The organism is Pseudomonas sp. CBC3, assembly GCF_037967085.1.
In the GTDB taxonomy this organism is placed as follows: domain Bacteria; phylum Pseudomonadota; class Gammaproteobacteria; order Pseudomonadales; family Pseudomonadaceae; genus Stutzerimonas.
This window is the reverse complement of record NZ_JBANEO010000001.1, coordinates 343,587-367,331: the sequence shown is the minus strand read 5'-3', so window position 1 is coordinate 367,331 and position 23,745 is coordinate 343,587. Positions and strand designations below refer to the sequence as shown.

Sequence of the window (23,745 nt, the reverse complement as noted above, 5' to 3'; positions counted from 1 at the left end):
GCCCCAGGCTAATAATCCGCTTCCGACAGGGTGCTGATGATGTAGCGATAACTGGCCATGCGTTGTGGCTGGATCTGTCCTTGCTCCAGCGCCTTCAGCAGAGCGCAGCCGGGCTCGCGGTCGTGCTTGCAGTCGCGGAACCGGCAGTGCCCCAACAGATTCTGGAACTCGACGAATCCGGCTTCCACATCGGCTCGGCTAACGTGCCCCAGGCCGAATTCACGGATGCCGGGCGAGTCGATCAATTCGCCGCCGCCGGGAAAATGGAATAGCCGCGCGGTGGTCGTAGTGTGGGTGCCCTTGCCGGTCATTTCCGACAATGCGCCGACGCGCGTGTCGACGCCCGGTAACAGGCTGTTCACCAACGATGATTTACCCACGCCTGACTGGCCGACGAATACGCTGACATGGCCGTCGAGCCGCGCTTTCAGTGCATCCATGCCTGCGCCGTCGTGGGCGGAGACTTCCATCAGCGGGTAGCCGAGTTCGCGGTAGACCGAGAGCAGCGCGTTGAGTGCACCTTCGTTTTGCGCATTGATTAGGTCCGCCTTGTTCAATAGCAGCAGTGGGGTGATACCCGCATGCTCGGCGGCGATCAGATAGCGATCGATGAGATTGGCGTGCGGTTCCGGCAAGGGGGCGAAGACGATGACGATCAGATCGACATTGGCCGCGACCGGCTTGAGTTGGCCGCGCGTGTCGGGCCGGCAGAGTTCGGATTGGCGCGGCAACTGCGCGACGATGACGCCGATGCCCTGATTGCCCGGCCGCCAGACCACCCTGTCGCCCGTGACCAGGGCAGGCAGATTGGCGCGCAAGTGGCAGCGAAAAACCTGGCCGCGGCGCTCGCCTTCCTGCGCCTCGACTTCGACTTGCACGCCGAAGTGCGCGATGACCAGGCCGGTCTGCTCCGGCCCCAGGTCACCGCCTTCCAGTTCTTCTACTGCGCGTGATTCCCGTCGCGCCGCACGCGAGGCGCGCTCTTCCTGGATCTTCTCGATGCGCCAGCTTTGCCGGCGGTTGAGTTGGCGTTTGGCCATTTGCGTAGGGTGCCCAGGCTTGGAAAGTAGGCGAGTCTAGCATGCCGACGATGGCGCGCTGGGGCCTGTATGACGCGGTTCTGGCCAGCTAGACTCGACGTCACATCTCGCTCAAGACATGACCTCATGCCTGCCTTTTCAATTGCGCGATTTCCCGCCTTGTTGGCGTTGTTCAGCCAGCTGTCATCGCTGCTCATCAGCTGGCTGCTGTTGCTGGCACTGGCTCGATTGGCGGGCTGGCATGTGAGCCTGCTGACGGCCGCCTGGCTGCAGGGCTCGCTTGCCGCGCTGCTCGGGCATTTGCTCGGGCTGTCGCGCTGGTGGTTGCCGATCAATCTCGCCTTCGTGCCGGGTTTGGTGCTGTTGCAGGACCATTCTCTGCCGCCCTGGTCGTTGCTGGTCGGCTTCCTGGTGTTGCTCTTGCTCAATGGCAATGCGCTGATCGAGCGAGTGCCGCTGTACCTGACCGGCACGGCGGCCGAGCGCCGCCTGGTCGAGCGACTGGCGCGGTTACCGGACGGCTTTCGCTTCATCGATCTGGGCAGCGGGCTTGGCGGTACGCTAGTGCGGCTGGCGCGGGCTTATCCGTCGGCGCACTTCGTCGGCGTCGAAACCGCGCCGCTGACGTTCGCGCTGTGCTGGCTGCGCTGCCTGTTCCAGCGCAACTGCCGGGTGCGGTTTCGCAGTTTCTGGCGCGAGCCCCTGGGCCGTTACGATGTGGTCTATTGCTTCCTGTCACCGGCGCCCATGCCGGCGCTGTGGCGTAAGGCGTGTGCCGAGATGCGGTCGGACGCGCTGCTGATCAGCAACAGTTTCGAAGTGCCGGGGGTCGAGGCGCAGGAGAGTCTGCCGGTCGATGACTGGCGCCACTCGCGCCTGCTGATCTGGCGACCCGGCGCCGATTCACAGCCTGACGGGCGTCCCGCCAGCGGCTAAACTGCGCGCCACAGCCAAGGAGCTCATCATGCAGAACCCGCAGAATCTCATCTGGATCGACCTGGAAATGACCGGTCTGGACCCGGATAACGACGTCATCATCGAGATGGCTACGATCGTCACCGATAGCCAGCTAAACGTACTGGCCGAAGGGCCGGTCATCGCCGTTCACCAGAGCGACGAGATTCTTGCCGGTATGGATGAATGGAATACGCGCCAGCACGGCGGTTCCGGGCTGACGCAGCGGGTGCGTGAGAGCAGGATCTCCACCGAGGAGGCCGAGGCGCAGACGCTGGCATTTTTGGAACAGTGGGTGCCGAAGGGCAAGTCGCCGATCTGCGGCAACAGCATCTGCCAGGACCGACGCTTCCTATACCGCCGCATGCCTCGCCTGGAAGCTTATTTCCATTACCGCAACCTAGACGTCTCCACCCTCAAGGAACTGGCCGCACGCTGGGCGCCGGATGTGCTGGCCAGCTTCAAGAAGGGCAACACGCATCTGGCGCTGGACGACATTCGCGAATCGATCGCAGAGCTGCGTCACTATCGAGCGCATTTCATTAAGGGCTGAAGAAACAGCGGCAAGCTCCAAGCTCTAAGTGAAAGCAGGCAGAGTTTGGCAGCAAGTACCTGCCCGCACACTGATTCGCTTGCAGCTTGCAGCTTGCAGCTTGCAGCTTGCAGCTTGCAGCTTGCAGCTTGCAGCTTGCAGCTTGCAGCTTGCAGCTTGCAGCTTGCAGCTTGCAGCTTCTTCGTTACCGCCCCAATCGCCTCAATTCGTCCGACTCGACCACCCGAGTCCCTTCTCCGTCTTCCAATGCCAGGCGCCAGAGTGCGCGGGCGAGGATGCAGGCCGAGATGCCGCGATACTTGCCGGGCAACAGATAGGAAAGTGGGGCGGTCAACCGCTCCATGGGGCGCACTTCCATGCGTGGGCCCAGCAGTTGGGCCGGGCGGACGATAGTCAGTTGCGGCCAGTCCTGAGCGCGCAGCGCTTCTTCCATCTCACCTTTGACTCGGCAATAGAAGATCGAGCTGTCCGGGTTGGCGCCTAGTGCGCTAATCACTAGCAGGTGCCTCGCGCCCAGTTCGCGGGCGCGTTTAGCGAATTCCACGACCAAGTCGTGATCGATGGCGCGGAAGGCGTCCTGACTTCCCGCTTCCTTGATGGTACTGCCCAGGCAGCAGAACGCGGTATCGAGCTCGCCCGACAGGTGCGGCAAGAGTGTTTGCAGGGGGCCGACCGGGTTTTCCAACCGCGGGTGCTCGGCCAGCGATTTGCGGCTGGGAGCCAGAACGCACTCCACGGTGGGTTCGTTGAGCAGGCGGTCGAGCAGATGCTCGCCGGTCAGCCCGGTGGCGCCGGCAAGCAAAATACGCTGTGGCGTCAAATACATGGTTTGGCTTCCTGTAACGATCAGTCGGTCGACGTGGACGGTTGTTCGGTCAGTGCACGCCAGTGTTCGACAACCTGCTCCGGCGCCCAGATTTGTGGTTCCGAAGCCTGATAGTGGTCGGCTTGCTCCCGTTCGGCAACCTTCGCCTGCGCCAGTGTGAACGCTTGCAGAATATCGCTGGTTTCATGCAGGGCTTCGGCGAACAGGGCCCGGCCGAAATAGGTGAAGTCGCTTTCCTCGGAGCAGCCGAAGGACACCCGGTCGGCGCGCGCGGCGGTAATCACCAAGGTGTTCTGGCTTTTCAATGGCTCGATGAAACCGCCGGAATAGCAGGCGGAGATCACCACCAACTTGTTGCGATCGGCGAGCGGGGCCAGCAATCGTGCCAGCTCGGCTGCCGGCAGGTCTTCCAGCGCCAGCCGCGGCTGCGCTACCGCAAGCTCGTGATCAGCCGAGCCGTGGCTGGTGAGGTAAATGAAGATTAGGTCTTCGGTGCCGCTGCGTTCGGCGAGCGTCCGGATGGCCCGTGAAAGATTCTCGCGCGTGGCCAACGGGCGGTCGGCGATATGGTCGCGGTGGTTGGCCAGGCTGATCTGGCCTCGGGCGGCGAAGCGCTCGGTCAGCAGCCGGTCGACGTAATCGACTTCGCGAAGAAACACGCTTTGCTGACCATCGCCGGCGAAGGTCAGGCTGTAGAGCTCGGCGGCCGGTGTCGAGGGCGGAACCGCGTCGAGCGCCTCGGCGAGTAAACGCCCCTGATTCAACAGACCCAGCTCCAGCGGGTCGCTCAGGTGCTTGCCGCTGCTATCCTCGATGAGGCGACCGGCGCGCCATGTGCCGGATTGGCTGGTGCCGTCGGCGCGGGTAAGGGTGCCGGTGTCTTCGAAGCGGCCCGCACGGAAATCGCCCTGATAGACGCTACCGTCCGGCTGTTGCAGACGCCCCTCGCCGTGATACTGCCACTGGCTGAATTCGCCGATGTAGCGCGTACCGTCGACGCTGGTGTATTCACCTTTGCCGCTCAGTTCGCCCTGTTTGAAGGTGCCTTTCCAAACGTCGCTGTTGGCGTCCTCATAGCGGCCTTGCCCGTGAAACAGATCGTTCTCGAAACCGCCCAGGTAGTGCTCGCCGCTGCTGCCGCGATAGACGCCTTCACCGTTCAGGCTGCCATTGACGAAGGTGCCGATGAACACCCCGCTCGCGTCGCTGCGGGTGCCTTCACCATGGAGCTGGCCGGCGGCGAATTCGCCTTCGTACGTGACGCCGTCGGCGCTCGCCAGTTTGCCGGTGCCCTCGTAGAGGTCGTTTTTGAATTCTCCCTCGTAGCTCAGGCCCGGCTCGCTATAGCGCCCCGCGCCGTTGAGGCTGCCGCGCTCGAAACGGCCTTCATACACGCCGCCTGTTGCATAGCTGAAGCGCCCTTGGCCATCGAACAGCCCCTGTTTGAATTCACCGTCGTAGCGGTCACCGTTGGCGCCTTGCCAGCGGCCGTGGCCGTGCCATTGGCCGTCCTTGAATGTCCCTGTGTAGTAGCTGCCGTTGGGGTAGTCGATGCGTCCTTGGCCCTGCAAAAGACCATCGACGATCTCGCCCCGATAGCGTCCTCCATCTGGCAGTACGGCATCGGCGGGCAGCAGCGGCTCGCCGTCGCCACACGCGGCAAGGAGGCTAACAAACAGGAGCGGGACGAGGTGGCGCATGCGGTCATCCGGAAGGCGGGATGCCCGCAGTATGCCGTAAACGGGACGGGGTGCGGGACCGGCGCACCGGGCCTGATCAGAGGATGCAGAGCGCCAGGGTTTCGGCGATGTAGGCGGGTTTTTCCACGCCTTCGATCTCCATCACGGCACGGCATTTGAGCAGCCACTGCCCCGGATTCTTCTCGTGTGCGTCCAGCAGCGTCGCCGCCACGCGAACCCGCGACCCGACCCTGACCGGCTGGATGAAGCGCAGGCTGTCGAGGCCATAATTCACGCCCATCTTGACGCCTTCGGGGCGGACCATCAGGTCCTCCATCAGCATCGGCAGTAACGACAGCGACAGGAAGCCATGCGCGATGGTCCCACCGAACGGTGTCTGTGCGGCCTTTTCGGGATCGATATGGATGAATTGGTGATCACCAGTGCAATCGGCGAATTGGTCGACTCGCTGCTGGTCGACAGTGAACCATTCGGAGCGGCCAAGCTCCTTGCCAATGTAGTCCTTGAGTTCTGCTACGGGTACCTGCGGCATATGTCCTCCGGGTTTTTTGTTTTAGTTAGATCAGCACGCGCCTGGTGATGAATCAACCAAGCATGGTTGCCGCGAATGGTGGGTCATAGGTCGAGCCGGCCTGTGACAGGGCTCGTTGTGGAAGCGGGACGTATAATCGCGCGTCTTTTGCTTCGGAGGCTTTCATGCTGCTACGCGGGCTAACCTGGCTGGTGCTGTTCCAATTGCTCGGCACTGCACTCAACGTGCTGATGCTGCCGATATTGCCGGGGCCGATCATTGGTCTTCTGCTGCTGTTCGTGGCGCTGCTGATGCGCGGCCAGGCCAGCGAGTCGCTGCAATTGGCGGCCAGGAGTCTATTGCGTTATCTGCCGCTGCTGCTGGTCCCGCCAGCTGTGGGCGTGATGGCCTATACCGAGGCGATTCTCGAGGATTTCTGGGCCATCGTCGGGGTGCTGGTGGTTTCTCTGGTGGTGTCGCTGGTATTCACCGGCTGGTTGATGCAGGCACTGATTCGCCGCCAGCAGCGCAAGGCGGAGCGAGCATGATCGCGGTGCAATGGCAGGCGGCCTGGGAGGCGGTGATTCACCATCCGCTATTTGGCGTGGCGATTACCCTGGCGGCTTTCCAGTTGGCGTTCGCCGCCTACGAAAAAACCCGCTGGGTGTTTTTGCAGCCGGTGCTGGTGTCGATGCTGGTGGTCGTCGGCATTCTGCTGGCCTGTGGTCTCAGCTATTACGAATACCGTGACAGTGCGCAGATGCTCACCGTGCTGCTCGGCCCGGCCACGGTGGCGCTGGCCGTGCCGCTGTATCTCAATCTGCGGCGGATTCGCGAGTTGTTCGGGCCGATCATGCTCACCCTGCTGTTGGCCGGTACCGGCGCTACGGCGCTGGGCATGGCGCTGGCCTGGGCATTCGGTGCCGATCAGATGATCCTGATGACGCTGGCGCCCAAGTCCGTGACCTCGCCCATTGCCATGCTGGTGGCCGAGCAGATCGGCGGCGTGGTGGCGCTGGCGGCGGTGTTCGTGATGATCACCGGTATCATCGGCGCGATCATCGGTCCGGAACTGTTGCGCCGATTCGGCGTTCAGCATCCAGCGGCCCGGGGTATGGCGCTGGGCCTGACCGCTCACGCGGTGGGCACCGCGCAGGCGCTGCAGGAAGGCGACGAGTGCGGTGCTTTCGCGGCGCTGGCCATGAGTCTGATGGGTGTCATGACGGCGGTGCTGCTGCCGCTGGCCGTGTTGCTGTTGTCATAGGGTCTGTTGACGTTTAGTCGCGAGCCGCGTTGCTGTGACAAATGTCGCCAGGCCGGGCGGCGTTCCGCAAGGCGCAGGACGCAGGTAATGGTCGCTCCCTTGCCAAGTCCCGCAACGCCGCATGGCGTCATTTGCCGCGCAACCCGAAGGGGCGGGCCGGTTTTAGCGCGATACTGCGTTTCTCGTCGCTTATTTGGAACGACCAAACTGCGCGACTCGCGCCTTGTCTCGCGCTAAAACCGGCTCCGCCGCGGCCGTGACGAAACGCCAACAGACCCTAAGGAGTCCGAATGAAGCTGCCGTTGTTTCCGCTCGATACCGTGTTGTTCCCCGGCTGCACCCTGGATTTGCAGATATTCGAGGCGCGCTATCTGGACATGGTCAGCAGTTGCCTGAAAGCGGGGCACGGCTTTGGTGTGGTCCGCATCATCGAGGGCAGCGAGGTGGGCCTGGCGGCGAGCGAATACGCACTGACCGGTTGCGAGGCGCTGATCCGCGATTGGCAGCAGCGCCCCAATGGCTTGCTCGGCATCCGCGTCGAGGGTGGTCGTCGTTTCGATGTGCATTCGGCCGAGGTGCAGCGCGACCAGCTGACGGTCGCCGACATCAGCTGGCGTGACGAAATCGATGAGCGCCCCTTGGGCGATGAGCATGCCGATCTGGTGACGTTGCTCGAAGCCCTGGGCCAGCATCCCGTGGTCGAGACGCTGGGCATGGGCGGAGCGGTGCAGGGGCAGTGCTCGCTGGCGCATCAACTGGCCTATCTGTTGCCTTTTCAGCCGGAGCAGAAAATCGAACTGCTCCAGCTGGACGATCCGCGGTTGCAACTACAGCGCATTCAGCGTTGGCTCGAACAATTGCAGGGTGATGCCGGCGAATAGCGACGGTGCGTTATTGATAGCGATACAGCAGCATGGCGCCTGGCAGCGCCCAGATGGTAAAGGCGCCGATCAGTCCTACGGTCGCCGGCAGAATCAGCCACCAGACTTTAGGTGCGAGCGCCGCCATGGGCGTACGCCATTGCACGATGGTCAGGCTCGCCGCGCAGAAGACTGAGGCGAGTAGGGCGCCGGCGATCACATCGGTAGGCCAGTGCACGCCCAGGTAAACCCGTGACAGCGCGATAGCGGTTGCCGGCAGTCCGCCCAGCAGCACCCAAGCAAGGCGCAGGCGTGGCGGCTGTCCGCGCCCGGCGAGTACTCCAAGGGTAAGAAAGAACGCGAACGCCGCCGAACTGTGGCCGCTGGGAAAGCTGTAAGTGCTCAGGGGGTCGACAAGAATGTCCGGTCGGATCCGCCCGAACGTCGCCTTCAGCGCGCCGTTCGCCAGCGCGGTGCCCAGCAGCGTGAGAATGGCGAAAACCGCCGCGCGAGTCTGTCTCAGGGCGAGCAGCAGCACGCTCAATAGCACTGCCGCCCACAATTGTGTGTGGTAATCACCAGCACGGGTTACCACCACCATGAAGCGGTCGAATATCGGGCTGCGTTCACCCTGCACGACCGCCATCAGGCCCTCGTCGAACTCGACCAGGTAAGGCCAGCCGATGAACAGGCCGATCAGAATGGCGGTGCTCAGGGCGGCAGCCAGCGACGTGACCCAGCGCACCTGATGCAGGCTGCAATGCACGACCCCACCGATGAGCAGCAATAGCGCGCCAATGACGATCCCTGCCTCGCCCCAGAAACCATCCGGTAGTGGCAATCGTACGGCGGCGCCGGCCGTCCAGCCTGGCAGCAGATAGGCCATCGACCAGCCTGCCGCGGCGAACAGGCTCACCAGCAGAAAACGCCCGAACGGCATGTCCAGCATGCCAGCGGTAAGCGGCAACATGGGTCGCAGGGGGCCGATGAAACGCCCCACGAGAAGGCTGGCAATGCCGTAACGGTCAAAATACAGCTCGGCTCGCGTCAGCCATTCCGGATGGTTGCGCAGGCCGCGCATGCTGCGGATGTTCTGGTGATAACGGCGTCCGAGTCCGTAGGACAGCAGATCGCCCAGCAGGCCGCCGGCATAGCCCAGTAGCAATGTCTCGCCGAGACTCAGAACGCCACTGCCAGCGAGCACGGCGATGGCGAACACCAGCACGGTGCCGGGCATCAGCAGGCCGACCACGGCCAGACATTCCAGGCAGGCCACCAGAAACAGACTCAGCCCCAGCCATTGCGGGTGCTCGGAGAGCCAGCTGGTGAGCGCGGTGAGCCATTCGGGCATCGGAGGTTTTCCTTTCGTCGAGACGGTTTCGACCGGCCGTGGGTGTTCCGGTTTCAATGCGCTGCATGATAGCGCCGGAGGCATGGAGGCTCGGTTCCGGCCGGCGACGGCTTGATCTCACGGGCTGCCGTGCAATGAGCGGCGGTGATCGCGCGAGCATTGGTGCGCTTGCCTGCCATTCGCCCGGCGCCGCTGTGCGTGGCGCGCGTGGGTGGCTATAATCAGCCGCTTTCCCTCCAGTCAGGCCAGCCAGACCATGACCGAGTCCGTAATCGACTACATGAACCGCCTCGGTCGCGCCGCGCGCGAGGCGTCGCGTGTGCTCGCCCGCGCCACCACCGCACAGAAGAATCGCGCACTGCATGCCGCCGCCGCTGCGCTGGACGCTGCGCGCAGCGAGCTGGTCGAAGCCAATCAGCGAGACCTGGCGGCAGGACGCGCCAATGGTCTGGACGAGGCGATGATCGATCGCCTGGCGCTGACCCCGGCGCGTATCGACGACATGATCGAGGGCCTGCGCCAGGTCGCGACCCTGCCGGACCCCATCGGCGAAATTCGCGACATGCGCTACCTGCCGTCCGGCATTCAGGTTGGCAAGATGCGTGTGCCGCTCGGCGTGGTCGGCATCATCTACGAATCGCGGCCGAACGTGACCATCGACGCCGCCAGCCTCTGCTTGAAATCCGGTAACGCCACCATCCTGCGTGGCGGCTCGGAGGCGATTCATTCGAATCAGGCGATTGCTCGCTGCATCCAGCTGGGGCTGGCCGAAGCCGAATTGCCAGCCGCTGCGGTGCAGGTCGTCGAAACCACCGATCGTGCCGCTGTCGGTGCGCTGATCACCATGCCGGAATTTGTTGATGTGATCGTTCCGCGTGGCGGCAAGGGCCTGATCGAACGCATCAGTCGCGACGCCAAGGTCCCGGTGATCAAGCACCTGGACGGCATCTGCCATGTGTTCATCGACCAGGCCGCCGATATCGACAAGGCCATTCGCGTCGCCGACAACGCCAAAACCCAGCGCTACGCACCCTGCAACACCATGGAAACGTTGCTGGTGCACGCGGCCATTGCCGGCCGCGTGCTGCCGCCGCTGGCCGCTATCTACCGCGACAAGGGCGTCGAATTGCGCGGTTGCCCGCGTACCTGCGAACTGCTCGGTGGTGATGTGCTGACCGCGAGTGAGGAAGATTGGTCCACCGAATACAACGCGCCGATTCTTTCGATCCGGCTGGTTGATTCCCTGGGCGAGGCCATCGAACATATCAACCGTTACGGCTCGCAGCATACCGATGCGATCGTCACGGAAAATTTCACCGATGCCCGCCGTTTCATCACCGAAGTCGACTCGGCGTCGGTGATGGTCAACGCCTCCACGCGTTTCGCGGACGGCTTCGAATACGGCCTGGGTGCAGAAATCGGCATTTCTACCGATAAGCTGCACGCACGCGGACCGGTTGGCCTGGAAGGTCTGACCAGCGAGAAATATGTGGTCTTCGGCGACGGCCACGTGCGTACTTGATGAGCATTACCCGCACGCCACGGCGCATCGGTGTTCTCGGTGGCACCTTCGATCCGGTGCACATCGGGCACTTGCGCGGGGCTGTGGAAGTGGCTGAAGCGCTCGGGCTCGACGAGGTTCGCCTGGTTCCGAATTTCCGCCCGCCGCACCGTGAAACGCCGAACAGCTCCGCGCAAGACCGGCTGGCGATGGTCCGGCTGGCGGCGCGGGAATTACCCCTACTCAAAGTCGACTCTCGCGAGCTGGAGCGCGACAAGCCGTCGTATACGCTCGACACGCTGGAATCGCTACGTGAGGAGATGGAAGCTGACGATCAGCTCTTTCTTATCATGGGTTGGGACGCGTTCTGCGGCTTACCCAGCTGGCATCGCTGGGATGAGCTGCTCGATCACTGCCACATTCTCGTCATGCAACGGCCTGACGCCGACAGCGAAGCCCCCGAAGCTCTGCGTGATCTGCTGGCGGCACGCAACGTGAACGATCCGCTGGCGCTGGCCGGCAGCAGCGGGCAAATCGCTTTCGTCTGGCAGGCGCCTCTCGGGGTTTCTGCGACGCGAATTCGTCAATTTCTGGCCAGTGGTCGATCGGTCCGTTTTCTGGTTCCCGACGCCGTACTGGCCTATATCAACGCGCACGGACTGTACCGGGCGTCGAACTGAGGTTGTTTCAAGTTATGCAAAATGATTCGTTGGTCCAGCTGGCCGTGAGCGCCCTGGAAGATCTGAAAGGCGCCGACATCACCACCATCGATGTCCGCGGCAAGACCAGTGTCACCGATTTCATGGTGATCGCCAGCGGTACCTCCAGCCGCCACGTGAAGTCGCTGGCCGATAACGTGCTCGAGAAGGTCAAGGAGCAGGGCGTTCGTCCGCTGGGCAGCGAAGGTCTGGATGGCGGTGAGTGGGCGCTGCTCGACCTGGGCGATGTCGTCGTTCATGTCATGCAGGTGCCGACTCGTCAGTTCTATGACCTCGAGCGCCTCTGGCAGGGCGCCGAACAGAGCCGCGCCCAGCATGCGGGTGAGCAGGAATAAGGTAGATCCGTGCGAATCAAGCTGATCGCGGTGGGTTCGAAGATGCCGCGCTGGGTCGAGGATGGCTGGCATGAATACGCCAAGCGTCTGCCCTCGGAGCTGCCTCTGGAGCTGCATGAAATATCGCTCAACACACGCGGCAAGAATGCCGACGTAGCGCGGTTGATTCGCCAGGAAGGCGAAGCCATGCTGGCGAAAGTGCAGCCCGGCGAGCGTATCGTCACCCTGGAAGTGACGGGCCGACCCTGGAGCACCGAGCAGCTGGCGACCGAGCTGGAGCGTTGGCGGCTCGATGCGCGCAACGTCAACCTGATGGTTGGCGGGCCGGAGGGCCTGGCTCCCGAGGTCTGCGCACGTAGCGAACAACGCTGGTCGCTGTCGCCGCTGACGTTGCCGCACCCGCTTGTACGCATTCTGATCGGCGAGCAGATTTATCGCGCCTGGACATTGCTGTCGGGCCACCCTTACCACAAGTAGTACGGCCAAACCCAAGATGTCCCAGCCGATACCCCTCAAGGACCACGAAAAGGACGCCCGTCTGGTGCGCCAGCGCGTGCTTGTGGGTGCGGCATTCGTGTTGTTGCTCACCGGCATGCTGATTGCGCGTCTGTATTACCTGCAGGTCGTGCAGTATCAGCACCATTCCACGCTCTCGGAAAACAACCGCGTCCATGTCCAGCCCATTCCGCCGAACAGAGGGCTGATCTTCGATCGGACCGGCAAGATCATTGCCGACAACCGACCGAGTTTCAGCCTGACGGTGACGCGCGAGCGCGCCGAGGATTGGCGCAAGACGCTGGATACCGTGGTCGAGGTGCTCGAGTTGTCGAGCGAGGAGCGCGAGCTGTTCGAGAAGCGCGTGCTGCAAGGGCGTCGGCCCTTCGAACCGGTGCCGATCATGTACGAACTGTCGGAGGAGCAGATCGCGCGCATCGCCGTCGACCAGTTCCGACTGCCAGGCGTCGAGGTCGCAGCGCAATTGGTCCGGCATTACCCGCAGCGCGAGCATTTCGCGCACTCGGTCGGCTATGTCGGGCGCATCAACGAGGCGGAGCTCAAGCGGCTCGATCCGGTCAATTATGCGGGCACCCACCACATCGGCAAGACCGGCATCGAGCGGTTCTACGAAGACTCGCTGCATGGACAGGTGGGCTACGAAGAAGTGGAAACCAATGCGCGCGGGCGCGTGCTGCGGGTGCTCAAACGCACCGATCCGATACCGGGCAAGGACATCACCCTGACCCTCGATCTGGATCTGCAAGAGGCAGCCGAGGCCGCACTGGCGGGGCGCCGTGGGGCTGTGGTGGCATTGCAACCGGCAACTGGCGAAGTGCTGGCGATGGTCAGTCAGCCGAGTTTCGACCCCAATCTGTTCGTTACCGGCATCAGCTTCAAGGCCTACGGCGAACTGCGCGATTCCATCGACCAGCCGCTGTTCAACCGCGTGCTGCGCGGCCTGTATCCGCCCGGGTCGACCATCAAGCCGATGATGGCGGTGGCTGGCCTCGATTCCGGGGTGGTAACCGAAAGCAGCAAGGTGTTCGATCCCGGTTTTTTTCAATTGCCGAACGTGAAGCACAAGTACCGCAACTGGAACCGGGGCGGCGATGGTTGGGTGGATCTGGAGGCTGCGATTTATCGCTCCAACGACACCTACTTCTACGACATGGCCCACAAGATGGGCATCGATCGGATGCACGAATACATGACCCGATTCGGCATCGGTCAGCGTGTGTCGCTGGACATGTTCGAGGAAACCGCCGGCCTGATGCCATCCCGGGAATGGAAGCGGGCCCGTTACCGCCAGCCCTGGTATCCGGGCGAAACCGTCATTCTCGGCATCGGACAGGGCTATATGCAGACCACGCCATTGCAGTTGGCCCAGGCGACCTCCTTGATGGCCACTCACGGTAAGTGGATTCGGCCGCATCTGGCGAAAAGCATCGAGGGCGTGTCCCCGGTCGATCCGGAGCCGATGCCGGATATCGAGTTGCGTGACCCGGACTACTGGGATGCTGCCATCGACGGCATGGTGGCGGTTCTGCACGGCGCGCGCGGTACCGCGAGAAAGGTCGGCGATACGGCCAGCTATCGTATTGCCGGCAAGAGCGGTACCGCGCAGGTGGTCGCCATCAAGCAAGGCGAGCGATACGACAGCGAGAAACTTGCCGAACGGCATCGTGACCATGCGCTGTTCGTCGCGTTCGCGCCGGTGCATGACCCGCAGATTGCGGTAGCGGTGATGGTCGAGAACGGTGAGTCCGGCTCTGGCGTCGCCGCCCCGGTTGCCAAGCAGGTCATGGATGCCTGGTTGTTGAACGAGGCGGGCGAACTGAAAGCCGAGTATGCGCCGCCACTGACGGCCGAGGTGGAAGAACCATGAGCGGGACGTTCGATCGCACGCTGTCCACCACCGATGTGATGCGCCGCCGCGCGACCTTGTTGCAGCGCATGCACATCGATGGCGTGCTGCTGTTGCTTCTGCTGTCACTTGCGGCGGGCAGTCTGTTCATTCTTTATTCGGCCGGCGGCAAGAACTGGGATCTGCTGATCAAGCAGGCCTCCTCGTTCGGCATAGGCCTGACTGCCATGCTGGTCATCGCTCAGCTGGAACCGCGCTTCATGGCGCGCTGGGTGCCGCTCGGCTATCTCGGTGTCGTCGCGTTGCTCTTGGCGGTGGAGTTCGTGGGCTATACGGCAATGGGTGCGACCCGCTGGATCAACATTCCTGGCGTGATTCGCTTTCAGCCATCGGAGTTCATGAAAATCATCATGCCGATGACCATTGCCTGGTACCTGTCCACCCGCGCACTGCCGCCCGGTATTAAGCACACCGTCATCACTCTGTGCCTGATCCTGGTGCCCTTCGTGCTGATTCTCAAACAGCCGGACCTGGGCACTTCGCTGCTGGTGCTGGTTTCCGGTGCCTTCGTGCTGTTCATCGCCGGGCTGCGCTGGCGCTGGGTCCTGGGCGCGATTGCGGCGCTCGTGCCCATCGCTGTCGGCATGTGGTATTTCGTGCTGCATAACTACCAGAAGCAGCGCGTGCATACCTTTCTCGACCCGGAAAGCGATCCGCTGGGGACCGGCTGGAACATCATCCAGTCGAAGGCGGCGATCGGCTCGGGCGGGGTATTTGGCAAAGGCTGGTTGCTCGGCACCCAGTCGCACCTGGATTTTTTGCCCGAAAGCCATACGGACTTTATCATTGCGGTCCTGGCCGAGGAGTTCGGCCTGGTTGGCGTCTGTCTACTGCTGCTGCTGTATCTTCTGCTGATCGCGCGGGGGTTGGTCATCACGGTTCAGGCGCAGACATTGTTTGGCAAGTTGCTTGCCGGCGCGCTGACGATGACGTTCTTCGTATACGTCTTCATCAATATCGGGATGGTCAGCGGATTGCTGCCGGTCGTAGGGGTGCCGTTGCCCTTTATCAGTTTTGGTGGCACTTCATTGGTGACCCTGCTATCAGGGTTCGGGGTTTTGATGTCGATCCACACCCATCGCAAGTGGATCGCGCAGGTTTGATTAGAGTGAATTTCTTGAATCCATTACGACGTGGCTGGTTGGCACGAGTGCTCTGCGGAGCGGGGCTGTTCGGTGTGGTTGGCGGAGTTCCGACGGCGTTCGCGGCAGACTATCAGGGCGACAAGGTTGCCGAATTCGTGCGTGAAATGACTCACGACTACGGCTTCGCTAGCGAGCAGTTGGTTGAAATACTGGCCGAAGCAGAGCGCAAACAGGCGATTCTCGACGCCATTTCCCGTCCGGCGGAGCGCGTCAAACCCTGGAAGGAATACCGGCCGATCTTCATAACCGATTCGCGGGTGGCCCAGGGTGTCGACTTCTGGCGTGAAAATGAGGCCGCGCTATCGCGGGCAGAGCAGGAGTACGGCGTGCCGGCCGAGGTGATCGTTTCGATCATTGGCGTTGAGACCTTCTATGGCCGCAACACCGGCAGCTATCGTGTCATCGATGCGCTGGCGACCTTGGGCTTCGATTATCCGCCGCGCCAGCCATTCTTCCGTCAGCAGCTCAAGGAATTCCTGCTGCTGGCTCGCGAAGAACAGGTCGACCCGCTGGCTTTGACTGGCTCCTATGCCGGTGCGATGGGGCTACCGCAATTCATGCCGAGTAGCTTCCGCGCCTATGCCGTGGACTTCGATGCCGACGGCCGTATCGACATCTGGAAGAATCCGGTCGATGCCATCGGCAGTGCCGCCAATTACTTCAAGCAGCACGGCTGGGTAGCCGATGCACCTGTGGTCGCCAAGGCTACGGTCAACGGCGAGCGGCACGGTGAAGGCCTGACCGAAGGACTCGAACCGGTCAAGAATGCTGCCGAGCTACGCCAGCTCGGCTGGCAGTGGCAGACCGAGGCGGAGCTCGCAGACGACACGGCCGTGACCGCCTTCCGACTGGACGGCGCCGAAGGTGATGAATACTGGGTAGGCTTGCCCAATTTCTACGTCATCACGCGTTACAACCGCAGCGTGATGTACGCCATGGCAGTGCATCAGCTTGCCGAGCAACTGGCCCAGGCACGAGGCGCGCAATGATTGCTCGTCTGCTGGCGGTATCTGCCGTTCTCACGCTCGTGGCGGGCTGCGCCTCGTCACCGACACCGCCGCAGCCTTCGACGCCTGCGCCGAGCACGGGCATCAGCGGCCCCGATAACTATTCACGGCCACACAAGGACGGCGCGCCCTGGTGGGACGTCGACGTCTCGGCCATTCCCGACGCGACGCCAGTGCCGCATAACGGCCCGTTCAAAGCCAATCCCTACACCGTATTGGGCAAGACCTACTATCCGATCGGTGATGGACGCAACTATCAGGCAACCGGTACCGCATCCTGGTATGGCACCAAGTTTCACGGGCAGCCTACCGCCAACGGCGAGAAGTACGATCTGTACGGCATGAGCGCAGCGCACAAGACGTTACCGCTGCCCAGCTACGTCCGGGTGACCAACGTCGACAACGGTAAAACTGTGGTACTGCGGGTCAACGATCGCGGCCCCTTCTACTCGGACCGGATCATCGATCTGTCATTTGCGGCGGCGAAAAAACTGGGCTATGCCGAGACCGGAACCGCCCGGGTCAAGGTCGAAGGTATCGACCCCGAGCAGTGGTGGGCCGAGCGCGGCCAGTCTGCGCCGATGGTACTGGCGCAGCCGCAGAAGGTCGCCGGTCAGCCCGCTGGTCGCTCGCTGTCACAGCCTGTCGAACAGTACACTCCTCCGCCAGCGCAGCATGCCGGCGCTACGTTGCCGGTGCAGGTCGATCGCGGCAACACGATTGCCGTAGGCCAGTCGGGAGTGTTTTTGCAGGTCGGTGCGTTTGCCAATCCAGATGCCGCTCAGCTGCTACGCGACAAGCTCAGCGGCATGACTACGGCACCGGTATTCGTCAGTTCGGTGGTTCATCAGGAGCAGGTTTTGCACCGGGTGCGCCTCGGGCCGATCGACTCGCCGGATGAGGCCGCGCAGCTGGAGCAGAGCGTCCGCCTTGCCAATCTGGGAAATCCGCGGCGTGTGAGTGGCGATTAAGCCATTCCATGTCTTGGCCGAGCGCCGTTTTGTTTTTGTCTACACCACTTTTGAGAGCGCAATGACTACAACCACCTTCGTGCACCGCCTGTTCCTCCTTGTCGTGTTGGCCGTCGCGCCCGCCGCTTGGGCCGCGCCGATCATCCCGTCACCGCCGCAGCTGGCTGCAAAATCCTACGTTCTGATGGACGCGGCCAGCGGCAAAGTGCTGGTCGAAAATGCAGGTGACGAGCGTTTGCCACCGGCGAGCCTGACCAAGTTGATGACCGCGTACATCGCGACGCTGGAAATCAATAAGGGTCAGATATCCGAAAGCGACATGGTCACCGTCAGCGAAAAAGCCTGGCGAACCGGCGGCTCCCGGATGTTCATCCAGGTCAACACCCAGGTTTCGGTCGATGATCTGCTGCACGGCATCATCATCCAGTCCGGTAACGACGCCAGTGTGGCGATAGCCGAGCATATCGCCGGCAGCGAGGAAGCCTTCGCTGATCTCATGAACAGCGCGGCCCAGCGGTTGGGCATGACCAATACCCATTTCATGAATGCCACGGGCCTGCCTCACCCGGATCACTATTCCTCGGCGGCCGACATGGCCAAGCTGGCTCGCGCAATCATCTATGAGGATCCGGCGCATTACGGCATTTATGCGCAGAAGGAATTCTTCTGGAACAACATCAAGCAACCCAACCGCAATCTGCTGCTGTGGCGGGACAAGACAGTCGATGGTCTTAAAACCGGACATACCGAAGAGGCGGGCTACTGCCTGGTGGCGTCGGCAGTACGCGACGACATGCGTTTGATCAGCGTCGTGTTCGGCACCAACAGCGAGCAGGCGCGCGCTGCCGAGACGCAGAAATTGCTGACCTATGGCTTCCGCTTCTTCGAGACGCGCACGTTCTACAAAAAGGGTGTCGAACTGGCCCAGTCGCGGGTCTGGAAAGGCGAGCAGGACCAGATCAGCGCCGGATTGGCAAATGACCTGACGCTCACCCTTCCGCGTGGTCAGATGGACAAGCTGCAGGCCGGCCTGACGTTCAACCCCGAACTGACGGCGCCGATCCAACAGGGCGACGTGGTCGGTAAGGTCGAAGTCAGTCTCGAAGGCGAGGTGCTGCAGAGCACCGATCTGATTGCCCTGCAGGCCGTGGAGGAAGGTGGGCTGTTCAGCCGTTTCTGGGATAGCATTCGGCTGTTCTTCTTCAACCTCTTCAACTGATACCACCTGAGCGCGCTCGGCTATCCGCCGGGCGTGCTTGCGGATCACGAGTCCGTCGTCATGACCGAAAGCAAAAGCGAAACACAGCCACCCAAAATCGAATTTCCTTGCGAACGCTATCCGATCAAGGTGATCGGCGAGGCGGGCGAGGGCTTCAGCGAGGCGGTGGTAGAAGTGATCCGGCGGCATGCGCCGAACTTCGACGAGACCACCCTGGTAACTCGCGACAGTCGCAACGGACGTTTCCTCTCCGTGCAGGTGCTGATCACGGCGACCAGTGTCGAGCAACTGCAGTCGATCCATGTCGATTTACGTGCGACCGGCCGCGTGCACATGGTGCTCTGATGCGTAGCCGCTCGTATAGCTCTAGCGATGTACACAATCTGATCGGTATCGGTATTCAGCAATGAGTGCCGCTATCCTCGGGGTGCGTGAGCTCGGGCTGCTGGAATACCAGCTCGCCTGGCAGGCGATGCAGCGTTTCACCAATGAGCGCGGACCCGCCACCGGCGACGAGATTTGGCTGTTGCAGCATCCGCCGGTGTTTACCCAGGGGCAGGCCGGCAAAGCCGAACACCTGTTGCTACCCGGCGATATACCGGTGATTCAGGCTGATCGGGGTGGGCAGGTCACCTATCATGGCCCAGGGCAGCTGGTGTGCTACCTCCTGTTGGATGTCAGACGGCTAGGTATAGGTGTCCGCGATCTGGTCAGTCGTATCGAGCAGAGCCTCATCGAGTTGCTGGCCAGCTACGATGTACAGGCCATCTCCAAGCCCGACGCGCCGGGTGTCTATGTCGGGGGGGCAAAGATCGCATCGCTCGGTCTGCGCATCCGTAACGGGCGCTCGTTCCACGGCTTGGCGCTCAATGTGGACATGGATCTGGAGCCCTTCGGGCGGATCAATCCTTGCGGCTACGCCGGCATGGCCATGACCCAGTTGGCCGATCTGGTCGCTGGGCCAATAGCGGTTTCCGAGGTCAGTGCCCGCCTGCGTGAACAACTGGTCAGGCACCTCGGCTACGCGCGGCAGCAGACGCTGACGGGCGCAATAGACGGCTGATGGCTAAGCCGGGCGCTCGCTTATCCAATGTGACTGGGGCATGGCGGATATAACGCTGCCCCAGGCGAAGCCTAGGATCATGCGTTGTTCGGCCCGATTAGTTCAGATTGAGGGTCGGAATCAGGCTGCTGTCGAACGGCTGGCCCGGCACTGGCACCGGGGCGGCCAGGCCTAGGTTGTTCTTCTCGAACACCCGGTCGGCTCGGTAGCTGGAGCGCACCAGCGGGCCGGCGGCGACTTCCATAAAGCCCTTTTCCAGACCGATATCGCGGAAACGGTTGAATTCTTCCGGGCTGACCCAGCGTTTGACCGGCAGGTGGTTGCGGGTCGGCTGCAAGTACTGGCCGAGGGTGAGGATGTCTACGCCGATGGCGCGCAGGTCATCCATGGTCTGCAGCACCTCCTCGTCGCTTTCGCCCAAGCCCAGCATCAGGCTGGTCTTGGTCAGCATCTCAGGGCGATGGCGCTTGGCGTGCTCCAGCACGCGCAGGGTCTTCTCGTAGCCGGCGCGGGGGTCGCGCACTTCATGGGTCAGGCGCTTGACCGTCTCGACGTTCTGCGCGAAGACTTCCAGACCAGAGTCCGCTACGCGTTCGATGGCTTGCAGGTCGCCGTCGAAGTCCGGGGTCAGGGCCTCGACTACCACTTGCGGGGTGCGCTCCTTGATGGCGCGCACACAAGCGGCGTAGTGTGCGGCACCGCCATCGTCCAGATCGTCGCGGTCCACCGAGGTCAACACTATATAGCGCAGCGCCATCAGCTCCACAGACTTGGCGGTGTTCTGTGGCTCCTCCTGATCAAGCCAGCCGTTGGGGTTGCCGGTATCCACCGCGCAGAAGCGGCACGCGCGGGTGCATACCGAGCCCATCAGCATGATGGTGGCCGTGCCGTTGGACCAGCATTCGCCCATGTTCGGGCAGTGGGATTCCTGGCATACGGTGCTCAGGCGGTGTTCGCCGACATTGCGCTTGACCGCTTCGAAGCGGCTGCCGCTGGGTGCCTTGACCCGCAGCCACTTGGGCTTGGGTTCGAACACTTGGGGTTCGCTTGAGGCGCGGCGTTTCTGCCCGTCCTTGATCGCGGTGATGCCCTGAGTGGTGCGGAATTTTTCGCCGCTGGCAACGGTTTTGGGCTGGGAGGTATCGGACATCGGCTTTCTGGGCTCCGCTAGAGGCTCCGGGGACGAGGCGGCTCGTGGCCGCCGCGCAGTTTATCACAGGCATTGACCGTTCAGTCCGTCTAGCACCGTGCAGTCCAGCCCGGTGGGCAGCCGCCAGTGGGGCTGGTCAATGTGCATGCCGCGCTCATCCCCGGCAGCTGACCTAGCGGCCAGCGCTCCACGTGAATTATTAAGAAGCGGTACTGCCGGTCAGGAATGGGCTACCGAAGCCGCGTGACCTGCCTGGAGAAATGAGTGGCTCGGGGCAGGGTATGGCCGAGTAGTTCGGCCATACTCGCTACGGCTCCGCCCGCAACCGACCTAGTAGCTCCTGAGTCGGATGGCCGTCAGCGGGCCAGCCGAGTTGCTGCTGGAATCCGCGAATGGCGCTGCGGGTGTTGGCGCCGATGATGCCATCCGCCGTGCCGGGATCGAAGCCCTGCTTGAGCAGGCGCTCCTGCAACTCCACTCGTTCCGATCGGCTCAGCGGCTGCTCGCCCAGCGGCCAGCTGCCACGCACCTTGCCGGCTCCATCGAAACGCTCCGAGAGCAGCCCGATCGCCAAGGCATAGGAGGACGAATTGTTGTACCGCAAGATCGAGCGGAAGTTATCCAGAATCAGGAAGGCTGGGCCGCGATGGCCCGCCGGAAGCAACAGGCTGGCCGTGGCATCATCATTACCCGTCGGCACATCGCGCAAGCCCAGAGCGCGCCACGCTGCCAGCGACTTGCGCAGGCTGCTGTCGGCGAGGGCATAATCGAATCCGTCCGGCAGCTTGACTTCGAATCCCCACGGCTGCCCGGCTTGCCAGCCCGACGCCTGAAGGTAATGGGCGGCTGAAGCCAGCGCGTCGGCCGAGCTGTTCCAGATGTCCCGGCGACCGTCTCCATCGAAATCCACCGCATGGGTGTTATAGGTGGTCGGAATGAATTGCGTCTGGCCCATGGCGCCAGCCCAGGAGCCGCGTAGCTGAGAGGGTTCGACGTCACCATGCGCGAGGATGTCCAGCGCCGCCAGCAACTGGCTCTTGGCGAACCCTGGTCGGCGACCTTCGTGTGCGAGCGTAGCCAGCGAGCGGATCACCGACTTGTCGCCCATGATCTGTCCAAAGCTGCTCTCCAGCCCCCAGATCGCAACGAGTGTGTTGCGATCAACGCCGTAGCGCGCTTCGATCTCATCCAGGGTTTTGGCGTGCTGTTGAAGCAGGCGCTGACCGCCCTGCACGCGTTGGTTCGACAGCGCGCCTTCCAGGTATTGCCATACTGGACGGGAGAACTCCGGCTGGCTGCGGTCGGCGGCAATAATGCTGGGGTCGGGGGTGATGTCGGCAAATGCGCGATCAAACAGCTCGGCGGACACGCCGGCTTGTAGCGCCTCGTTGCGGAATTCATCTCGCCATTCGGCGAAGGTCTGCTGCTGCATGAGCGCAGTCTGCGGCTGTGCGGCTGCGCTGGCATCGGTGGCGGGCGCCGCGACTGGCTGGCTTGAGCGCTCTGCCGGGGCCTGTTCGACAGGCTCTGCGGCGCAGGCAACCATGATGCTCAGTGCTGATCCGGCAATCAGGGTACGCAACAGCAGTACGGGAACGAAGGCGTAAAACATGCACCACTCTCGACAGGTCATCGGCACGTGACCTTATCACGCTTTGAATTGCTTGGCTTTTCAGGCCGCCAGAAGGACCGAAGCCTCCCAGCTGTTGGACTGGGAGGCTTCGCGGCGGTAACTACCTTTACCTTTTTTCGGTTGTTCCTGGCGGCTGCGAAACAGCGGCTGCGCCACTAGGGATTTGGCCTTGTTCGGCCGTTTGCGGTTTTTTGCCATGGGCTGTTCCTCTGCGATTGGGAAGCGGGCGCATCATAGGCGTTGCGCAAAAAATGTCCAGATGCAAAAGCGGCCGAACAAGTTCAGCCCTATGGGTCATATGCGTGGGTGCGTGGGTGCGTGGGTGCGTGGGTGCGTGGGTGCGTGGTTATGCGGCCGTGAGGGGCGGCTGCTGAGTGGCGTGGATGGCCGTCAAGGTTGTAGGCCAGGGTAGTAATCGACCCTACATGACCCGAGGGCCTAATTTGCTCGGCTCGTCTGCGCCGGGCAGATGCCGGCCAGTACCGAATAGGTTAAACCCCGATCCCCTTTCCGCTCAGTTGCAGGCAAAGATTTGTCAGACCGATCCAGGGATCGCCTTCGGCCTGTCCTTTGATCTGTTCATCGATGTGCTGCGCGCTCATCAGCAGGCGTTGCCAGCCCGCCGCATCGTGGCGTTGCAAAGCCTTGCTGACCAGCGGCTTGCGTTTGTCCCATACCGGAGGACGGGCCTGGCTGAAGGCGCGGTCCAGCGGCACGCCCTGGCTGTATTGCTGGGCGATGTTGGCCAGTTGGCGAACCTCGCGGGCCACGGCCCAGAGAATGACCGGCGCCTCGACGCCTTCGCCGCGCAAGCCCGTCAGTATCTGCAGGATGTGCTCCGGCTGCCCCAGCAAAGCGGCATCGATGAGGCCAAATACGTCGTAGCGGGCACTGTCGGCGACGGCGGCCTGGACGGTTTCAACCGTGACCCGATCCGCCTCGGCAACCAGTTTGAGCTTTTCAATTTCCTGGGCGGCGGCGAGCAGATTACCTTCGATGCGTGCTGCGATCAGCTCGACCGCGTCCTGATCGGCGGCAAGCCCGGCGCTGGACAGGCGCTGGCGTATCCACTGTGGCAGTTGCTGGGCGTCGACGGGCCAGATCTGCAGAAACTGCACCTGCTTGCCATCGATCAGTGCCTTGGCCCATTTGGTCTTCTGCGTATTACCGTCAAGCTTGGGCAGGGTGATCAGCAGCACGGTGTCCTCGGCAGGTCGCGCGAGGTAATCGATCAACGCTGCGGCGCCCTTGTCGCCGGGCTTGCCGCTGGGGATGCGCAGCTCCAGCAGGCGCTTCTCGGCGAACAGCGAGAGGCTGGCGCCGGCTTCGATGAGCTGGCCCCAGTCGAAGCCGGTCTCGACGTTAAGCACTTGACGCTCGCTGAAGTCCTGCTGGCGACAGGCGCTGCGAATGGCATCGCAGGCTTCCTGGCAGAGCAGGTGCTCGTCGCCGCTGACCACGTAGACCGGCGCAAGAGGGCCTTGTAGATGCTTGGCGAGCTGGGCGGGAGGTAATTTCATC

Annotated in this window: 25 protein-coding genes; 16 read left to right on the top strand and 9 right to left on the bottom strand. The window is 62.6% G+C overall.

Going from position 1 to position 23,745, the window contains the following annotated elements; genetic code table 11:
- Window positions 1–8: 8 nt before the first annotated feature.
- Complete coding sequence (gene rsgA / locus V6943_RS01750) at window positions 9–1,040, bottom strand: small ribosomal subunit biogenesis GTPase RsgA (protein WP_340552423.1); 1,032 nt, start codon at window positions 1,038–1,040, stop codon at window positions 9–11.
- 126 nt (window positions 1,041–1,166) lie between these two features.
- On the opposite strand from rsgA, the gene V6943_RS01745 reads away from it, so the two are divergent.
- Complete coding sequence (locus V6943_RS01745) at window positions 1,167–1,976, top strand: class I SAM-dependent methyltransferase (protein WP_340552422.1); 810 nt, start codon at window positions 1,167–1,169, stop codon at window positions 1,974–1,976.
- Window positions 1,977–2,004: 28 nt separating this feature from the next.
- Complete coding sequence (gene orn, locus V6943_RS01740) at window positions 2,005–2,547, top strand: oligoribonuclease (RefSeq protein ID WP_131649678.1); 543 nt, start codon at window positions 2,005–2,007, stop codon at window positions 2,545–2,547.
- Window positions 2,548–2,731: 184 nt separating this feature from the next.
- Here the strand turns inward: orn and V6943_RS01735 are convergent, their stop codons facing one another.
- From V6943_RS01735 to V6943_RS01725, 3 genes are all read right to left on the bottom strand, one after another.
- Window positions 2,732–3,373 (bottom strand): oxidoreductase, encoded by a 642-nt coding sequence (locus tag V6943_RS01735; protein WP_181099764.1) that lies wholly within the window; start codon window positions 3,371–3,373, stop codon window positions 2,732–2,734.
- A gap of 20 nt (window positions 3,374–3,393) precedes the next feature.
- Complete coding sequence (locus tag V6943_RS01730; RefSeq protein ID WP_340552421.1) at window positions 3,394–5,073, bottom strand: C13 family peptidase; 1,680 nt, start codon at window positions 5,071–5,073, stop codon at window positions 3,394–3,396.
- Between the two features lie 76 nt (window positions 5,074–5,149).
- The gene (locus V6943_RS01725; protein WP_340552420.1) at window positions 5,150–5,605 is read right to left on the bottom strand and encodes a MaoC family dehydratase; all 456 of its coding nucleotides are present in this window, start codon (window positions 5,603–5,605) and stop codon (window positions 5,150–5,152) included.
- Window positions 5,606–5,769: 164 nt separating this feature from the next.
- Here V6943_RS01725 and V6943_RS01720 point away from each other — a divergent pair, with 164 nt between their 5' ends.
- The 3 genes from V6943_RS01720 to V6943_RS01710 all read left to right on the top strand — a co-directional run bounded on the left by V6943_RS01720 (window position 5,770) and on the right by V6943_RS01710 (window position 7,729).
- Complete coding sequence (locus V6943_RS01720) at window positions 5,770–6,132, top strand: CidA/LrgA family protein (protein WP_131649682.1); 363 nt, start codon at window positions 5,770–5,772, stop codon at window positions 6,130–6,132.
- A 5-nt stretch (window positions 6,133–6,137) separates the two neighbouring features.
- On the top strand, window positions 6,138–6,848 hold the full coding sequence (locus tag V6943_RS01715) for an LrgB family protein (protein ID WP_165914229.1): 711 nt from the start codon (window positions 6,138–6,140) through the stop codon (window positions 6,846–6,848).
- Between the two features lie 290 nt (window positions 6,849–7,138).
- Window positions 7,139–7,729: an LON peptidase substrate-binding domain-containing protein gene (locus V6943_RS01710; protein WP_131649684.1), complete on the top strand. Its 591-nt coding sequence runs from the start codon at window positions 7,139–7,141 to the stop codon at window positions 7,727–7,729.
- Window positions 7,730–7,739: 10 nt separating this feature from the next.
- Here V6943_RS01710 and V6943_RS01705 read toward each other — a convergent pair whose 3' ends face one another.
- Window positions 7,740–9,059, bottom strand: a complete 1,320-nt coding sequence (locus V6943_RS01705; protein WP_340552419.1) for a bifunctional DedA family/phosphatase PAP2 family protein — start codon at window positions 9,057–9,059, stop codon at window positions 7,740–7,742.
- A 256-nt stretch (window positions 9,060–9,315) separates the two neighbouring features.
- Between V6943_RS01705 and V6943_RS01700 the strand changes: the two genes are divergently transcribed.
- The 11 genes from V6943_RS01700 to lipB all read left to right on the top strand — a co-directional run bounded on the left by V6943_RS01700 (window position 9,316) and on the right by lipB (window position 19,441).
- Entirely contained in the window at window positions 9,316–10,581 is a 1,266-nt protein-coding gene (locus V6943_RS01700; protein ID WP_340552418.1) for a glutamate-5-semialdehyde dehydrogenase, read from the top strand.
- Window positions 10,581–11,240 carry a nicotinate-nucleotide adenylyltransferase gene (nadD, locus tag V6943_RS01695; RefSeq protein ID WP_340552417.1) on the top strand — a complete coding sequence of 220 codons (660 nt, stop codon included), beginning with the start codon at window positions 10,581–10,583 and terminating at the stop codon, window positions 11,238–11,240. The genes V6943_RS01700 and nadD overlap by 1 nt, the downstream gene beginning before the upstream one ends.
- 14 nt (window positions 11,241–11,254) lie before the next feature.
- Window positions 11,255–11,614 (top strand): ribosome silencing factor, encoded by a 360-nt coding sequence (rsfS, locus tag V6943_RS01690; protein ID WP_021209688.1) that lies wholly within the window; start codon window positions 11,255–11,257, stop codon window positions 11,612–11,614.
- Window positions 11,615–11,623: 9 nt separating this feature from the next.
- Window positions 11,624–12,091, top strand: coding sequence for a 23S rRNA (pseudouridine(1915)-N(3))-methyltransferase RlmH (gene rlmH / locus V6943_RS01685; protein ID WP_131649688.1), 468 nt, complete (start codon window positions 11,624–11,626; stop codon window positions 12,089–12,091).
- Between the two features lie 16 nt (window positions 12,092–12,107).
- Complete coding sequence (gene mrdA, locus V6943_RS01680; protein ID WP_131649689.1) at window positions 12,108–13,997, top strand: penicillin-binding protein 2; 1,890 nt, start codon at window positions 12,108–12,110, stop codon at window positions 13,995–13,997.
- A 38-nt stretch (window positions 13,998–14,035) separates the two neighbouring features.
- Window positions 14,036–15,139 carry a rod shape-determining protein RodA gene (rodA, locus tag V6943_RS01675; protein ID WP_177493041.1) on the top strand — a complete coding sequence of 368 codons (1,104 nt, stop codon included), beginning with the start codon at window positions 14,036–14,038 and terminating at the stop codon, window positions 15,137–15,139.
- 47 nt (window positions 15,140–15,186) lie between these two features.
- Window positions 15,187–16,170, top strand: a complete 984-nt coding sequence (mltB, locus tag V6943_RS01670) for a lytic murein transglycosylase B (protein ID WP_131650035.1) — start codon at window positions 15,187–15,189, stop codon at window positions 16,168–16,170.
- Window positions 16,167–17,159, top strand: coding sequence for a septal ring lytic transglycosylase RlpA family protein (locus tag V6943_RS01665; protein ID WP_131649691.1), 993 nt, complete (start codon window positions 16,167–16,169; stop codon window positions 17,157–17,159). Before mltB ends, V6943_RS01665 begins: the two co-directional genes overlap by 4 nt.
- A 61-nt stretch (window positions 17,160–17,220) precedes the next feature.
- Window positions 17,221–18,378 (top strand): D-alanyl-D-alanine carboxypeptidase family protein, encoded by a 1,158-nt coding sequence (locus V6943_RS01660; RefSeq protein WP_131649692.1) that lies wholly within the window; start codon window positions 17,221–17,223, stop codon window positions 18,376–18,378.
- Window positions 18,379–18,438: 60 nt separating this feature from the next.
- Window positions 18,439–18,723, top strand: coding sequence for a DUF493 domain-containing protein (locus tag V6943_RS01655; RefSeq protein ID WP_340552416.1), 285 nt, complete (start codon window positions 18,439–18,441; stop codon window positions 18,721–18,723).
- A gap of 61 nt (window positions 18,724–18,784) precedes the next feature.
- Entirely contained in the window at window positions 18,785–19,441 is a 657-nt protein-coding gene (gene lipB / locus V6943_RS01650; protein WP_340552415.1) for a lipoyl(octanoyl) transferase LipB, read from the top strand.
- 97 nt (window positions 19,442–19,538) lie between these two features.
- Here the strand turns inward: lipB and lipA are convergent, their stop codons facing one another.
- The 4 genes from lipA to holA form a co-directional block, all read right to left on the bottom strand.
- Entirely contained in the window at window positions 19,539–20,591 is a 1,053-nt protein-coding gene (gene lipA, locus V6943_RS01645) for a lipoyl synthase (protein WP_340552414.1), read from the bottom strand.
- A 307-nt stretch (window positions 20,592–20,898) separates the two neighbouring features.
- Window positions 20,899–22,203 carry a lytic murein transglycosylase gene (locus V6943_RS01640; RefSeq protein WP_340552413.1) on the bottom strand — a complete coding sequence of 435 codons (1,305 nt, stop codon included), beginning with the start codon at window positions 22,201–22,203 and terminating at the stop codon, window positions 20,899–20,901.
- A gap of 60 nt (window positions 22,204–22,263) precedes the next feature.
- Window positions 22,264–22,422, bottom strand: coding sequence for an alternative ribosome rescue factor ArfA (gene arfA / locus V6943_RS01635; RefSeq protein WP_131649697.1), 159 nt, complete (start codon window positions 22,420–22,422; stop codon window positions 22,264–22,266).
- Window positions 22,423–22,715: 293 nt separating this feature from the next.
- A complete protein-coding gene (holA, locus tag V6943_RS01630; RefSeq protein WP_131649698.1) occupies window positions 22,716–23,744 on the bottom strand; it encodes a DNA polymerase III subunit delta in 1,029 nt (342 codons plus the stop codon).
- Between the last annotated feature and the right edge of the window lies 1 nt (window position 23,745).

Excerpts from the sequence above, each read along its gene's own strand:
- rodA (WP_177493041.1), top strand. The coding sequence starts at position 14,036 with ATGCGCCGCCGCGCGACCTTGTTGCAGCGCATGCACATCGATGGCGTG.
- V6943_RS01700 (WP_340552418.1), top strand. The coding sequence starts at position 9,316 with ATGACCGAGTCCGTAATCGACTACATGAACCGCCTCGGTCGCGCCGCG.
- V6943_RS01655 (WP_340552416.1), top strand. The coding sequence starts at position 18,439 with ATGACCGAAAGCAAAAGCGAAACACAGCCACCCAAAATCGAATTTCCT.
- mrdA (WP_131649689.1), top strand. The coding sequence starts at position 12,108 with ATGTCCCAGCCGATACCCCTCAAGGACCACGAAAAGGACGCCCGTCTG.
- V6943_RS01745 (WP_340552422.1), top strand. The coding sequence starts at position 1,167 with ATGCCTGCCTTTTCAATTGCGCGATTTCCCGCCTTGTTGGCGTTGTTC.
- V6943_RS01660 (WP_131649692.1), top strand. The coding sequence starts at position 17,221 with ATGACTACAACCACCTTCGTGCACCGCCTGTTCCTCCTTGTCGTGTTG.
- nadD (WP_340552417.1), top strand. The coding sequence starts at position 10,581 with ATGAGCATTACCCGCACGCCACGGCGCATCGGTGTTCTCGGTGGCACC.
- V6943_RS01705 (WP_340552419.1), bottom strand. The coding sequence starts at position 9,059 with ATGCCCGAATGGCTCACCGCGCTCACCAGCTGGCTCTCCGAGCACCCG.
- rsgA (WP_340552423.1), bottom strand. The coding sequence starts at position 1,040 with ATGGCCAAACGCCAACTCAACCGCCGGCAAAGCTGGCGCATCGAGAAG.
- V6943_RS01735 (WP_181099764.1), bottom strand. The coding sequence starts at position 3,373 with ATGTATTTGACGCCACAGCGTATTTTGCTTGCCGGCGCCACCGGGCTG.
- arfA (WP_131649697.1), bottom strand. The coding sequence starts at position 22,422 with ATGGCAAAAAACCGCAAACGGCCGAACAAGGCCAAATCCCTAGTGGCG.
- lipA (WP_340552414.1), bottom strand. The coding sequence starts at position 20,591 with ATGTCCGATACCTCCCAGCCCAAAACCGTTGCCAGCGGCGAAAAATTC.
- V6943_RS01725 (WP_340552420.1), bottom strand. The coding sequence starts at position 5,605 with ATGCCGCAGGTACCCGTAGCAGAACTCAAGGACTACATTGGCAAGGAG.
- V6943_RS01730 (WP_340552421.1), bottom strand. The coding sequence starts at position 5,073 with ATGCGCCACCTCGTCCCGCTCCTGTTTGTTAGCCTCCTTGCCGCGTGT.
- rsfS (WP_021209688.1), top strand. The coding sequence starts at position 11,255 with ATGCAAAATGATTCGTTGGTCCAGCTGGCCGTGAGCGCCCTGGAAGAT.
- V6943_RS01710 (WP_131649684.1), top strand. The coding sequence starts at position 7,139 with ATGAAGCTGCCGTTGTTTCCGCTCGATACCGTGTTGTTCCCCGGCTGC.
- V6943_RS01665 (WP_131649691.1), top strand. The coding sequence starts at position 16,167 with ATGATTGCTCGTCTGCTGGCGGTATCTGCCGTTCTCACGCTCGTGGCG.
- holA (WP_131649698.1), bottom strand. The coding sequence starts at position 23,744 with ATGAAATTACCTCCCGCCCAGCTCGCCAAGCATCTACAAGGCCCTCTT.
- orn (WP_131649678.1), top strand. The coding sequence starts at position 2,005 with ATGCAGAACCCGCAGAATCTCATCTGGATCGACCTGGAAATGACCGGT.
- lipB (WP_340552415.1), top strand. The coding sequence starts at position 18,785 with ATGAGTGCCGCTATCCTCGGGGTGCGTGAGCTCGGGCTGCTGGAATAC.
- V6943_RS01720 (WP_131649682.1), top strand. The coding sequence starts at position 5,770 with ATGCTGCTACGCGGGCTAACCTGGCTGGTGCTGTTCCAATTGCTCGGC.
- V6943_RS01640 (WP_340552413.1), bottom strand. The coding sequence starts at position 22,203 with ATGTTTTACGCCTTCGTTCCCGTACTGCTGTTGCGTACCCTGATTGCC.